This window comes from uncultured Methylophaga sp. (assembly GCF_947259025.1).
In the GTDB taxonomy this organism is placed as follows: domain Bacteria; phylum Pseudomonadota; class Gammaproteobacteria; order Nitrosococcales; family Methylophagaceae; genus Methylophaga.
Window position 1 is genome coordinate 12,388 of the sequence record NZ_CAMYKO010000006.1, and the last position, 13,310, is coordinate 25,697.

Here is a 13,310-nt window from a genome sequence, read left to right on the forward strand (position 1 = left end):
CATCAACAATAAATTTATCTGGAAGCGTGATTCAGCCTGTCCCTACGCCAGTGTTATCTGGATCAGGTTCATCGGGTTCTCTCTTGGCAGAGGTATCTCAGGCGCTTGGCCACCCCGAGGCAAAATTCCATTGGGAAAAATGAAGACAAATCCGTGTGTAGTGTGGGTAATTCTAATTTATCACTGATTTTTTTACCAGTGGCTGGGCACTTACAGCGGCCTGAGGCTGGAGCGACATTGCGGGCAGACGCGCAATTTGCGATTAAGGCGCTGGGTAGTGATTTTTTGTTGTAGCTGGTCAAAACAGTGAGGGCAATAATAGCTGGGATCATCGCCAAATAGATAACAGCCTGATTCGGTATCCAGCCTGGCAGTGAGTGGGCCTTTAGCTGTTTCGGAGTGGGCAGCATGTTGCGAGGCCAGGGCTTCTCTCAGTGCGGTGATCAGGTGCTGGTCTTCTGTGGCCAGTCGTGAAGCAATCTGGTCAATAAGGGTATTCAATGAAGTTTGATCTTGAGACATGGCGATGAAACCCTTTGGGTCTAGTTCTTAATTATATAAAGCGGCAATAAAAAAGGCACCCGCAGGTGCCTTTTTTCTGAATAGCGCCGGGTTTATTTTTCCAGGCTGGCTTTCAGGCTTTCCAGTGTGCTGGTGTAAAGACCGCTGACGGCATTCTTAGCCGCATCGTCATCCAGCTCTTTGGGTGGGTGATGGCTACCGTGGTAAGCGCGGAAGAACTTACCTTTCCAGCTCACTTTACTGCCGCCATCAACGGCTTTCACGCTGACCCATGACTTATAGTTGCTGACCGGGAAGGCAGGGACTTCATGCATTTCACCGTGATCATCCACTTCACCGGCTTTGCTGATCTCGGTGATTTCATACTTGTAAGTCATTCTCTCTTCGTCGAACTTGTCCAGTTCTTCAGAGATGGTGGCACCGTTTTCCAGGGTCAGGGTACGGGTTGCGCCTTTTTCATTGCCGCCTTCGGCTTCAGTCGCGCTGACTACCGGGATCCAGCTGTGGGCGCTGTCAAAGTTTTTAACGGCATTCCAGACAGTGGCAGGGTCGGCATTGATCACAATGCTTTCTTCAAGCGTGATACGGGGAGCGCCATGGGCTAGTACCAGCGCAGGCAGGAAGGCGAGGCCGAGGATCAGCCCTTTGAATAATTGCTTCATGGTAAGTCCTAATATTTCAAAATTTTATTATGTTGCTGCAACACAGCAGCCCAAAAAATTAGCAGCTTTTTGCCCACGCCACAATGTGAATATGTCCTATAGCTTGATCGCCTCCTCTACTGTGGCCTTATCCAGGTGTGAGGCAAAAAACTCGATAAAGGCATACATATAGCCGCGTAAATAGCTGCCTTTACGGATCCCCATATGGGTGGTGCTGGGGTTAAAAAGATGGCTGGCATCAATCGCTTTGAGCGGCGCATCTTTGTCGGCATCAAAAGCCATGCTGGCGATAATGCCGATACCCAGCTCCAATTCGACATAAGTTTTAATCACGTCGGCATCAGTGGCGGTGAACACGACATTTGGATGCAGTCCCCGTTCTATAAAAGATTGGTCCTGTTGAGCACGGCCGGTAAAACCCATCACATAGGTTAAAATCGGATAGTCAGCGACAGCTTCCAGGGTTAATGTCTGCTGTGACAGCAGCGGATGGCCGGGCGGCACGACGATGCTCCGGTTCCAATGGTAACAGGGCAGAATCGCCAGTTGGTCAAAGCGCGACAATCCCTCGGTGGCAATGGCAATATCCACCTTACCTGTAGCCGCCATCTCAGCGACTTCCGGCGGGGTGCCCTGCACCATATTCAGATGCACATTGGGATATTGCTCAGAGAATTTTTTTATCGCCGGTGGCAGCGCGTAACGGGCCTGGGTGTGGGTGGTACCGATAGATAAGGTACCGGTCTGATCACTGCGGCTGTCGGCGGCAAGCTGGCGGATGTTATCCACATCCTGCAAGACCCGTTCAGCCATGGCCAGGACTGACTCGCCAACAGCGGTAATCGCAGTCAGCCGTTTACCGTGACGCTCGAAAATCTGCAGACCGAGTTCTTCCTCCAGTTGCTGCACCTGATTACTGACCCCTGGCTGGGAAGCATGCAGCGCATTGGCGGCAGCGGAAATACTCAAGCCGCGGCGCGCTATCTCACGCACATATTTGAGTTGTTGTATCTTCATGGTTTATATCTTTTCGTTATAACGATAGTAGATAATATTCATTGATAGAATATTACGCTTTGGTAAACTTGTCAGCTTTCTAAGACAAGCAAGGCGTTACACCTGCATGGAATGGGGCTTTTTACTGGCTGGATTATTTGTCGGCATTATGGTCGGCATGACCGGTGTGGGCGGTGGTTCACTGATGACACCGATCCTGATCTTCGGCTTTTCGATCCAGCCTGCTATTGCCGTTGGTACTGATCTGCTGTTCGCGGCCATTACCAAGGCTGGCGGTATCTGGGCCTACTGGCGTCATGGTGTGGTCAAGTGGCGGGTGGTCTGGACTCTGGCGGCGGGCAGTGTGCCGGCAACATTATTGACGCTGTGGATGATGAATGTCACCGGCATGCATGAAGGCGAGCACAGCGACATCATCACCAGGGTGCTGGGAGTGGCATTGATTCTGACCTCCAGTGCGCTGTTATTAAAAGGCTGGCTTGGGCGCCTGCTACGGGCACAGGAAGGCCACCCGGTGGTGAATGCCCTGTATACACTGCGCACTGATGAGCGGCATAAAGCGGTCTTTACCGTGGTGACCGGGGCAGGGCTGGGCGTGATGGTGACCATGTCATCGGTTGGCGCTGGCGCATTGGGAGCGGTGATCCTGCTGTTTTTGTACCCCCGTATGAAAGGTGTCGAGATTGTCGCTACCGATATTGCCCATGCGGTGCCGCTGACCTTTGTTGCGGGGCTGGGGCACTCTGCCGTGGGCACGGTGGACTGGTCGTTGTTATTATATCTGCTGGCTGGCTCTTTGCCGGGCATCCTCATCGGCAGCCATCTGGGTGTGCGGATTTCAGATCAGATCATGCGTCCGCTACTGGCGGTCATTCTGGTACTGGTAGGCATAAAATGTCTGATTTAAGTAGTCCAATAGACTTGACCCTGTATGGTTGCCCCATGCATTACCTCAAAGCCCGCGAGGCGATAAAGAAGATCGCGCTCGAGCAGGAAATTGAATTACTGGTGAACCAGGGAGAGGCGGTCACCGAAGTATTAAAAAGTCTGCGCCTGGACGGCCAGCATTGTGAGATGACAGCCGAAGACGGGCTGACCACAACCATCCGTGTGAGAAGACAAAAATGACTGATATCAAACCAGCACTCGCTGCCAAAATTGACGCCGTGATTGCGGTGCTCAAAGAAATTGAACAGGACTATAGTCCGGCCATCCTGGCTTCAAGTTTCGGGGCCGAGGATATGGTGTTAATGGACCTGATCTGCAAGCACGCGCCCGGTATTGAGATTTTCACGCTGGATACCGGCCGTCTGCCCAAAGAGACTTATGAGCTGATGCAAGAGCTCAAGACCCACTATGATAAGGATGTGCAGGTGTTTTTCCCGGATGCCGGTAGCATTCAGAAATTTGTGACCAGTAATGGCCCCAACGCCTTTTACGACAGCGTGGACATGCGTAAACAATGCTGTGGCATCCGCAAGGTCGAACCGCTTAACCGTGCATTAGCAGGCAAAAAAGCCTGGCTCACCGGCATGCGCCGTTCACAGTCAGTGACCCGCGCCGAACTGCCTGTATCGGAATGGGATGACGATCATGGCCTGCAGAAATTCAGCCCGTTGACCGACTGGTCAAACGGCAATGTCTGGGCTTATATCCGCGCCTTTGAAGTGCCTTACAACAAGCTGCACGATGAAGGTTATGCCAGCATTGGCTGCGCGCCATGTACCCGGGCGATCACCGCTGGGGAAGACATCCGTGCCGGCCGCTGGTGGTGGGAAGATCCTGAAAGCAAAGAATGTGGCTTACACGTCAAATCGAAATAACAGAGAAACGATAATGACTGAAAAACAACTAACACACCTGAAACAGCTGGAGGCGGAGAGCATCCACATCATTCGTGAAGTGGCTGCCGAGTTCGAAAATCCAGTGATGCTGTACTCCATCGGTAAGGACTCGGCGGTGATGCTGCACCTGGCGATGAAAGCGTTTGCGCCGGGCAAACTGCCATTCCCGCTGATGCATATCGACACCACCTGGAAGTTCAAGGACATGATCAAGTTCCGCGACAATATGGCCAAAGAACATGGCCTGGAGCTGATTGTTCACACCAACCAGGAAGGCAAGGAAGCGGGCATCAACCCGTTTGATCATCCACGTTACACCGACATCATGAAAACCGATGCGCTGAAAGAAGCCTTGAGCAAATACGGCTTTGATGCGGCTTTCGGTGGTGCCCGTCGCGACGAGGAAAAATCCCGCGCCAAGGAACGGGTCTACTCCTTCCGCGACAAGAATCATCGCTGGGATCCGAAAGCTCAGCGCCCGGAACTGTGGAATATCTATAACAGCAAGGTCAACAAGGGTGAAAGCATCCGCGTATTTCCGCTGTCCAACTGGACCGAACTGGATATCTGGCAGTACATCTACCTGGAACAGATCCCGATTGTCCCGCTGTACTATGCGGCGGAGCGTCCGGTGGTGAACTACAACGGACTGACCATTATGGTCGACGACGATCGTATGCGTATCCCCGAAGGCGAAGAAGTCAGAATGGAAAAAGTCCGCTTCAGAACGCTGGGCTGCTACCCGCTGACCGGCGCCGTCAAATCCGACGCCGATACGCTGCCGGAAATCATTCAGGAAATGTTATTAACCACGACCTCGGAACGTCAGGGCCGTGCCATTGACCACGACGAAGCCGGTTCAATGGAGAAGAAAAAACAAGAGGGCTATTTCTAGTGTCTACTGAAAGTTCATATCAAACAGATAGTCTCATCGCCACCGATATTGAGGCTTACCTGAAGCAGCACGAAAACAAGGAACTGCTGCGTTTTCTGACCTGCGGTAATGTGGATGACGGTAAAAGTACCCTGATTGGCCGTCTCTTGCACGACTCCAAAATGATCTACGAAGATCAGCTGGAAGCCGTCACCCGTGACAGTGCCAAGTCCGGCACTACCGGTGACCAGGTCGATCTGGCGCTTCTGGTAGATGGCCTGCAGGCCGAGCGTGAGCAGGGCATCACGATTGATGTTGCTTACCGCTACTTCTCGACTACCAAGCGCAAGTTCATTATTGCCGACACGCCGGGTCACGAACAGTACACCCGCAACATGGCGACCGGTGCGTCGACCTGTCAGCTGGCGGTGATCCTGATTGATGCCCGTCACGGCGTTCAGACCCAGACCCGTCGCCACAGCTTTATCGCCTCATTGCTGGGCATCAAACATGTGGTGGTGGCCATCAACAAGATGGATCTGATGGACTACAGCCAGGAAGTCTACGACAACATTCGCAAGGACTACAGCGAGTTCGCCCGCGAACTGGAAATCGAAGACATTCACTTTGTGCCGATGTCGGCGCTGGTGGGCGATAACGTCGTCAACAGAAGTGAAAACATGCCCTGGTATGAGGGCGAGACCATGATCGACATTCTGGAAAATGTCGATATCGCTGACGATCCCAACTTTGAAGATGCACGCTTCCCGGTTCAGTTCGTCAATCGTCCTAACCTGAACTTCCGTGGTTACTGTGGCACCTTGGCTTCCGGCATTCTCAAGCCGGGTGATGACATTACTGTTCTGCCATCAGGCAAAGAAAGCAAGATCAAAGCGCTGGTCACTTACGATGGTGATCTGGACCATGCCGTGCCCGGTGAAGCCATTACCGTGACGCTGCAAGATGAAATCGATGTCAGCCGCGGCGATATGATCGTGCACAGCAATCATCATCAGCCGCATGTCTCCAGCCAGTTCAAGGCAATGGTGGTGTGGATGACCGAAGAGCCACTGGTGGCCGGCAAGCAGTACAGCATCAAGGTGGGTGTGAATGAGAGCACCGGCGCGATGACAAACCTCGATCACCAGGTGGATGTCAACACGCTGCAGCAGAGTGACGCCAGCGAGTTGAAACTCAATGAGATCGGTCTGTGCGAATTCTCGCTCAACAAACCGGTGGTGTTTGATACCTACAAGCGTAACCGTATTACCGGTTCGTTTATCATTATCGACCGCCTGACCAATGTCACCATTGGCGCCGGTATGATCACCGATGCTGTCTCTGGCAGCCATCATGTCGAATCGCAAAGCGATTTCTCGGCCTTCGAACTGGAGCTCAACGCGCTCATCCGCAAGCATTTCCCACACTGGGACGCTAAGGATCTGAGCCAACTGCTCAAGTAATCGAGACTGTCTTACCAGCCCTGTTTTCAGGGCTGGTGAGCTTGTTTCCGACCATCCTTTACAAGCGGCTCCCCGCCGTTTTCACCCAAGCTTCATCTTCTCCTGATAACTTCCCCCAGAAAAGCATTCATAAGGCAACTTGGCTAAGATCTTCATAAATCGTTTAAAACGATTGATCGAAGTGGAATTTAGCGTCAATGCGATTATTAGCCTGTGTTAACTTTACATTTGTAACGAGGAATATTCATAAAGCACCTTAGCTATGGTGCTTCATCAACACAGGAGAGGAACAATGGGTAAAGAAACTCAAGCACCCGCTGGTAAATGTCCGGTCATGCATGGCGGCATGACGGAAACCGGCACCACTGTCACTGACTGGTGGCCGGAATCTCTGAACCTGGACATTCTTCACCAGCACGATAGCAAGACCAATCCGATGTATGCGGATTTTGACTACCGCACAGAAGTCCGCAAGCTGGATTTTGATGAACTCAAAAAAGACATGCACGCCCTGATGACTGAAAGTCAGGAGTGGTGGCCGGCTGACTGGGGCCATTATGGTGGCCTGATGATTCGTCTGGCCTGGCACGCGGCCGGTACTTACCGGATTGCTGATGGCCGTGGTGGCGGTGGTACCGGTAACCAGCGGTTTGCACCACTGAACTCCTGGCCGGATAACGGCAACTTGGATAAGGCGCGACGTCTGTTGTGGCCCATCAAGAAGAAATACGGCAATAAAATTTCCTGGGCTGACCTGATGATTCTGGCCGGTACAACAGCTTATGAATCCATGGGGCTGCCAGCATACGGCTTCTCATTCGGTCGTGAGGATATCTGGCACCCGGAAAAAGACATTTACTGGGGTGCAGAGAAAGAATGGCTGGCACCTTCAGATGAACGTTACGGCAACGTTGATAAGCCGGATACGATGGAAAACCCACTGGCTGCCGTGCAAATGGGCCTGATTTACGTCAACCCGGAAGGCGTTAATGGCAACCCTGATCCATTGAAAACCGCTGAGCAGGTTCGCGTCACCTTCAAGCGTATGGCGATGAACGACGAGGAAACCGTCGCATTGACCGCTGGTGGCCATACCGTGGGTAAATGTCATGGTAACGGCGACGCTGATGCGATTGGACCTGAACCGGAAGCGGCAGACGTGGAAGCACAGGGTTTTGGCTGGAGCAACCCGAACCAGGAAGGTAAGTCGAGTAAGGCGGTCACCTCTGGTCTGGAAGGCGCCTGGACAACGCAGCCCACACAATTCGATATGGGCTATTTTGACATGTTGTTCGGCCATGAATGGGAAGCGAAGAAAAGCCCTGCCGGTGCCTGGCAGTGGGAGCCGGTCGATATTGCCGATGATGAAAAACCGGTAGACACTGATGATCCATTAGTTCGTCACAACCCCATCATGACCGATGCCGATATGGCGATGAAAATGGATCCGACTTATCGTGAGATCTGCGAAAAGTTTATGGCTGACCCTGAATACTTCAGGGATACCTTTGCCCGCGCCTGGTTCAAACTGACGCACCGTGATCTGGGCCCGAAAACCCGTTATATCGGTCCGGAAGTGCCGGACGAAGATTTGATCTGGCAGGATCCGGTGCCAGCGGGCAACACTGATTACTGCGTTGAAACCGTGAAAAAGAAAATCACGGAAAGCAATCTGAGTATCGGTGATATGGTGAGCACGGCCTGGAACAGTGCCCGCACTTTCCGGGGCTCTGATATGCGTGGTGGTGCCAATGGTGCCCATATCCGTCTGGCCCCGCAGAAAGACTGGGAAGGTAATGAACCGGTTCGTCTGACTAAAGTACTGGAAACCTACAAAACCATCTCGGCAGAAACCGGTGCCAGCATCGCTGACATTATTGTATTGGCGGGTGGCGTTGGTATTGAAAAGGCCGCGAAAGCCGCTGGTCATGAAGTGCTGGTGCCATTCGATAAAGGCCGCGGTGATGCCAGCGAGGATATGACCGATGCCGAGTCATTTGAGCCGTTGGAGCCGGTCGCTGATGGTTTCCGTAACTGGCAGAAACAGAGCTATGTGGTCAAACCGGAAGAGTTGCTGCTGGATCATGCCCAGTTGCTGGGTCTGACCGCACCGGAAATGACCGTGTTAATCGGTGGTATGCGCATGCTGGGCACCAACTTTGGTGGCACTAAGCATGGCGTGTTCACTGAGCATGAAGGTCAATTGAGCAATGACTTTTTCGTCAATCTGACCGATATGGCCAATAGCTGGAAACCGGCGGGCGAGAATCTGTACGAGATCCGTGATCGCAAGACTGACGCGGTGAAGTGGACAGCCACCCGTTTTGACTTGGTGTTCGGCTCCAACTCGATTCTGCGTTCCTACGCCGAGGTTTATGCCCAGGATGATGCCAAAGAGAAGTTTGTTAAAGACTTCGTTAAGGCCTGGACCAAGGTGATGAATGCCGATCGATTTGATTTGGCTTCATAACGGCACCTGTTTTCACCCGGCGAGATAGCACCGCCGGGTGAAAGTCAGAAATAAAGGCAGAGGATTTTCCTCTGCCTTTTTTCTTTATGTGCTAAACACATACTGCCCAGCAACATAGCGCGATGGTGTCGCAGACTCAGCAAAAATCTCTGATGATTTGCCAGGCAGCCTGTTTTTGCGCCAGTCGTAGTGACGCATGGGCAGGGCTGGTGGAGGGCAGCTTCTTCAGGGTAAGACTGGCCGTTAAATCCGGCAGCACATGTCGGCGGAAAACGTGCTCGGCTTTTGCACCGTTGAAAAATATCGCTTCAACCTGCTGATGCCTGGCTAAAAAGCCGGCAAAATCATTGGCCTCAATCGTGTCCGGATCGATATGCTGATCCAGGCTGCCCGGTCGGTGGCAGGCTTTTAATACATCCCAGACAGCGACCCCGGCTATAGCCAGTGCCTCACAGCGCTGTGGGTAGGCAAGCGCAAGGTCAAACTCAAACAGCCCGGCCATGATTGGCCAGAAAGCATTGCGCGGGTGGGCGTAATATTGCTGCGCCTGCAGTGAGGCAACCCCGGGCATGGAGCCCAGAATCAGAATTTTAGGTTCATTACCGACAATCGGCGGAAAGCTGTAGCTGAGCGGTTTGACCTGGCTCATTACTGGTAAAGCTGGCCCTGATGACGAACCCAGCCATGCGGGTGACGATTATCCGGATCATGATGGGTCCAGTGTATGACGCCGCCCTTGGCATTCCATTCATATTCACCGTATAGGCCGACCTCATCACCCACGGCCAGACCGTCAATGCGCGGGGCAAGGTCAATATTGTGTGCGACCAACAGCGTATGACCATCAGCCATTTCCACAATAAATCGTTGATGACGGCTGCCTTCATTATCATCGTTGAGCAGGCGAGTGACGGTCGCTTCAAGTTCAACCTGCACATCGCTTTTTTGCTGCTGGAATAAAGCAGCAATCTGGGTTTCGGCCGGTTGCAGCGGACCTGTTTGCTGAGGCTGATACTGACTGGCACCGTAAATCAGAATGATAAAAGCGATAATCAACCAGAGGCGATGTTGCTGACGTTTGTTCAGGGCCATGATTTACTGTCTCGACTTCAGATGAGTTGAACGACTTATGCTTTGCAGTTTATGCCCCGTGGCACGAATTGAACAATATTGGCTGTGTGCTGGGACGATGATTTTGCTGCAAAAAACCCTCGCTTAGCACCGCACAGCGACTGTTGTAACAGACGGATAAGCAGATTTTAGATGCTTGCGGTTTTTGTGGCTAAGCCCAGTGCTGGCGCCTAATATAGCGCTTCTTCCTATATCGATATAGCTATTTATAATTTCCTGTTATATACCAGCCGGTTTATAATAGCGGGTCCGGTATTTAGCGTTTTTAGAGAGCTTAGATGTATCAATACGACAAGTATGATCAGATGATGGTTGATCAGCGGGTCGCCCAATTCCGCGATCAAACCCGCCGCTACCTGGCAGGTGAACTGACTGAAGATCAATTCCGCCCGCTGCGGCTGGCTAACGGTCTGTATATTCAGATCCATGCGCCGATGCTGCGCATCGCCGTGCCTTACGGCATGATGTCTTCCACCCAGGTACGCAAAATTGCTGACATTGCCCGTCGCTATGACAAGGGCTTTGTGCACTTCACTACCCGTACCAATTTCCAGATGAACTGGCCCAAGCTGGAAGATGTGCCGGAAATCCTGGCGGAACTGGCGACCGTCCAGATGCACGCGATTCAGACCAGTGGTAATGATATCCGTAACACCACCACCGACCAGTTTGCCGGCATCAATGCTGAAGAAATTGAAGATCCGCGCCCTTGGGCCGAGATCATTCGTCAGTGGTCCACTTTCCACCCGGAATTTGCCTACCTGCCACGGAAATTCAAGATTGCCATTATCGGCAGCGAGACTGACCGGGCTGCGACTAAACTGCATGATATCGGCCTGAAGCTGGTTAAAAATCATGATGGTGATGTTGGTTTTGAAGTCATGGTCGGCGGCGGTCTGGGCCGTACCCCGATTATTGGTGAGCAGATCCGTCCATTTTTGGAAAAAGAAGATCTGCTGTCGTACCTGGAAGCGATTCTGCGCGTCTATAACCGTTTGGGTCGCCGTGATAATAAATACAAAGCCCGCATCAAGATCACCGTACGCGAGCATGGCATCAATCATATCCGCGAGCTGGTAGAAGCCGAGTGGGTTCAGATCCGTGAGCAGCTGCGTCTGGATGAGAAAGAAATTGATCGGGTTAAAGCCTTCTTTACCGAGCCGGATTATGATGCGTCAGCGGCACAGGATAAAAGCTTCGAGCAGCAACTGGCCGACGATGAGCAGTTTGCACATTGGGTCAGACAAAACACCTTTGACCACAAGGTGTCGGGTTATCGCGCCGCCTATGTGTCATTGAAAAAACATGGTCAACCGCCGGGTGATATCACCTCCGAGCAACTGGAAATCGTCGCCGATCTGGCCGATGAGTTCAGCCTGGGCGAAATCCGCGCCACGCATACTCAGAACCTGGTATTGGCCGACGTTAAACAGGCAGAACTGTATGCCCTGTGGCAGCGTCTGCGCGACCATGATCTGGCGACAGCTAACGTCAATACCCTGACCGACATTATCTGCTGTCCGGGCCTGGACTATTGCGGTCTGGCCAATGCCACCTCGATTCCGCTGTCCAAGCAGATTACCGAGCGTTTCGATGATATGGATTATCTCTATGACCTGGGCGATATCAAGATCAAGTTCTCCGGCTGCATGAATGGCTGTGCTCACCAGAGTGTGGGTCATATCGGCATTCTCGGCGTCGATAAGAAAGGCGAGGAGTGGTACCAGTTCACTTTGGGCGGCAGTTCGGAAGCGGATGCCTCCATCGGTCAGCGTCTGGGTAAAGCGATACCCAAAGATGAGGTCGTGGATACCGTTTCGCATCTGATTGATGCCTATGTCGAACTGCGTCATGAAGACGAGTCTTTCCTGGCGACTGTTCGCCGTCTTGGTGTGGATCCCTTCAAGGAGCGTGTTTATGCAGATCATTAAAGATCGTGAGATTGTCGAAGATAACTGGCAGCATCTCGATGATGACGCTGAACTGGTTGCGGGCAATGTCACTGTCTCATTGACACGCTGGCAGGAACAGCATGAAATCCTTGAACAGCATCAAGGTGGTTTGGGCCTGCGTCTGAGTGGTGATGATCCGCTGGAAGAAGTGGTGCCGGATCTGGCGCGTTTCTCTTTGATTGTGCTGATTTTCCCGCAGTTTACTGATGGCCGTTGTTATTCCTTCGCCCGTCTGCTGCGTGACCGCTATGACTTTAAAGGCGAAATCCGTGCCCAGGGTGATGTGCTGCAGGATCAGCTGTTTTATATGTCGCAGTGCGGCATCAACAGTTTTGAACTGGCCAACCCTAACCGGCTGACCAGTGCTTTGTCGGCATTTGATGACTTCACCGAGAGTTACCAGTCGACCGTACTCAGACCTGAACCTTTGTACCGCCGCCGCTGAGTTTTCGCTGTCATGGCTGTCTACGCGATTGGCGACGTCCAGGGATGTTATGACGAGTTGATCAAAATGCTGGATCAAATTCATTTTGATCCGGCATCCGATCAAATCTGGCTGGCCGGTGATCTGGTCAACCGGGGCCCCAGATCACTGGAAGTGCTGAGGCTGGCGCAAAGTCTCGGTGACAATTGCATTAGCGTGCTGGGTAACCACGACCTGCACCTGCTTGCCAACGCTGCCGGTGTTGTCGAATACCAGCATCATATGGACACTATTCAGCCCGTGTTGGATGCACCAGACAGCGGTGAATTGATGCATTGGCTGCGTCATCAGCCCCTGTTCCATCACGATGTCTCACTGAGTTTCAGTATGGTTCATGCGGGCTTACCGCCGGAGTGGACCATAGCCGAGGCCTGTGAAAGGGCTGAAGAGGTGCATGCCGTATTGCAGAGTGATAACTGGCGCGACTTTTTTGCCAATATGTATGGCAACAAGCCCAAGCGCTGGTCGCCGGAACTGCAGGGCTGGGATCGACTTCGTTTTATCGTCAATTGTTTTACCCGGCTGCGCTATTTTCACGAAGATGGCCGGCTGGCGTTGAAATACAAGGGCGCACCGGAAGATAAACCGCTGCATCAAAAGCCCTGGTTTGAAATCGCTGGCCGCGCCAGTCAGGACGATAAGATTGTGTTTGGCCACTGGTCAACGCTGGGTGTCGGCCAGTATGGCAATGTGTTCTCGCTTGACAGTGGCGCCGTGTGGGGTGAGACGCTGACTGCGGTTCGGATTGATGCGATGCCATATGAATGGATTACCGTTCAGGCTGATCCCAACGGTCTGCCCCATGCCAGAAATAAAACCAAGCCCAGAGCCCGCCGCTGGCTTTAGTCTGGTTTGGGCAGGGTCTGCTTAAAATGAGTACAATAAACGTTA

14 protein-coding genes and 1 riboswitch are annotated in these 13,310 nt (G+C 52.5%); of the genes, 9 read left to right on the forward strand and 5 right to left on the reverse strand.

What is annotated here, in order from left to right; genetic code table 11:
• Window positions 1-21: 21 nt before the first annotated feature.
• Window positions 22-127, reverse strand: a riboswitch (TPP riboswitch).
• An 83-nt stretch (window positions 128-210) separates the two neighbouring features.
• From Q0X64_RS10020 to cysB, 3 genes are all read right to left on the reverse strand, one after another.
• Window positions 211-522, reverse strand: coding sequence for a hypothetical protein (locus tag Q0X64_RS10020; RefSeq protein WP_297812242.1), 312 nt, complete (start codon window positions 520-522; stop codon window positions 211-213).
• A gap of 92 nt (window positions 523-614) precedes the next feature.
• Window positions 615-1,184 (reverse strand): SRPBCC family protein, encoded by a 570-nt coding sequence (locus tag Q0X64_RS10025; RefSeq protein ID WP_297812245.1) that lies wholly within the window; start codon window positions 1,182-1,184, stop codon window positions 615-617.
• 96 nt (window positions 1,185-1,280) lie between these two features.
• Window positions 1,281-2,201: an HTH-type transcriptional regulator CysB gene (gene cysB, locus Q0X64_RS10030; RefSeq protein WP_297812248.1), complete on the reverse strand. Its 921-nt coding sequence runs from the start codon at window positions 2,199-2,201 to the stop codon at window positions 1,281-1,283.
• Between the two features lie 106 nt (window positions 2,202-2,307).
• Here cysB and Q0X64_RS10035 point away from each other — a divergent pair, with 106 nt between their 5' ends.
• The 6 genes from Q0X64_RS10035 to katG all read left to right on the forward strand — a co-directional run bounded on the left by Q0X64_RS10035 (window position 2,308) and on the right by katG (window position 8,852).
• Entirely contained in the window at window positions 2,308-3,108 is an 801-nt protein-coding gene (locus Q0X64_RS10035; protein ID WP_297812251.1) for a sulfite exporter TauE/SafE family protein, read from the forward strand.
• Window positions 3,096-3,329, forward strand: coding sequence for a sulfurtransferase TusA family protein (locus Q0X64_RS10040; RefSeq protein ID WP_297812254.1), 234 nt, complete (start codon window positions 3,096-3,098; stop codon window positions 3,327-3,329). The genes Q0X64_RS10035 and Q0X64_RS10040 overlap by 13 nt, the downstream gene beginning before the upstream one ends.
• Complete coding sequence (locus Q0X64_RS10045) at window positions 3,326-4,024, forward strand: phosphoadenylyl-sulfate reductase (RefSeq protein ID WP_297812257.1); 699 nt, start codon at window positions 3,326-3,328, stop codon at window positions 4,022-4,024. Before Q0X64_RS10040 ends, Q0X64_RS10045 begins: the two co-directional genes overlap by 4 nt.
• 13 nt (window positions 4,025-4,037) lie before the next feature.
• Window positions 4,038-4,940 (forward strand): sulfate adenylyltransferase subunit CysD, encoded by a 903-nt coding sequence (cysD, locus tag Q0X64_RS10050; protein WP_297812259.1) that lies wholly within the window; start codon window positions 4,038-4,040, stop codon window positions 4,938-4,940.
• Window positions 4,940-6,382, forward strand: coding sequence for a sulfate adenylyltransferase subunit CysN (gene cysN, locus Q0X64_RS10055; RefSeq protein WP_297812262.1), 1,443 nt, complete (start codon window positions 4,940-4,942; stop codon window positions 6,380-6,382). The genes cysD and cysN overlap by 1 nt, the downstream gene beginning before the upstream one ends.
• Window positions 6,383-6,674: 292 nt before the next feature.
• Window positions 6,675-8,852, forward strand: a complete 2,178-nt coding sequence (gene katG / locus Q0X64_RS10060) for a catalase/peroxidase HPI (protein ID WP_297812265.1) — start codon at window positions 6,675-6,677, stop codon at window positions 8,850-8,852.
• A gap of 136 nt (window positions 8,853-8,988) precedes the next feature.
• Here the strand turns inward: katG and Q0X64_RS10065 are convergent, their stop codons facing one another.
• Both Q0X64_RS10065 and Q0X64_RS10070 read right to left on the reverse strand, forming a co-directional pair.
• Window positions 8,989-9,501, reverse strand: coding sequence for a DNA-deoxyinosine glycosylase (locus Q0X64_RS10065; RefSeq protein WP_297812268.1), 513 nt, complete (start codon window positions 9,499-9,501; stop codon window positions 8,989-8,991).
• Complete coding sequence (locus tag Q0X64_RS10070; RefSeq protein ID WP_297812271.1) at window positions 9,501-9,944, reverse strand: DUF3465 domain-containing protein; 444 nt, start codon at window positions 9,942-9,944, stop codon at window positions 9,501-9,503. The genes Q0X64_RS10065 and Q0X64_RS10070 overlap by 1 nt, the downstream gene beginning before the upstream one ends.
• A 317-nt stretch (window positions 9,945-10,261) precedes the next feature.
• On the opposite strand from Q0X64_RS10070, the gene Q0X64_RS10075 reads away from it, so the two are divergent.
• Genes Q0X64_RS10075 through Q0X64_RS10085 form a run of 3 tightly spaced genes read left to right on the forward strand, consistent with a single transcriptional unit; the run spans window position 10,262 to window position 13,265 of the window.
• Window positions 10,262-11,914 (forward strand): nitrite/sulfite reductase, encoded by a 1,653-nt coding sequence (locus tag Q0X64_RS10075; protein WP_297812274.1) that lies wholly within the window; start codon window positions 10,262-10,264, stop codon window positions 11,912-11,914.
• Window positions 11,901-12,380, forward strand: coding sequence for a DUF934 domain-containing protein (locus Q0X64_RS10080; protein WP_297812276.1), 480 nt, complete (start codon window positions 11,901-11,903; stop codon window positions 12,378-12,380). The genes Q0X64_RS10075 and Q0X64_RS10080 overlap by 14 nt, the downstream gene beginning before the upstream one ends.
• Before the next feature lie 12 nt (window positions 12,381-12,392).
• Window positions 12,393-13,265 carry a symmetrical bis(5'-nucleosyl)-tetraphosphatase gene (locus tag Q0X64_RS10085; RefSeq protein WP_297812279.1) on the forward strand — a complete coding sequence of 291 codons (873 nt, stop codon included), beginning with the start codon at window positions 12,393-12,395 and terminating at the stop codon, window positions 13,263-13,265.
• Window positions 13,266-13,310 lie beyond the last annotated feature (45 nt).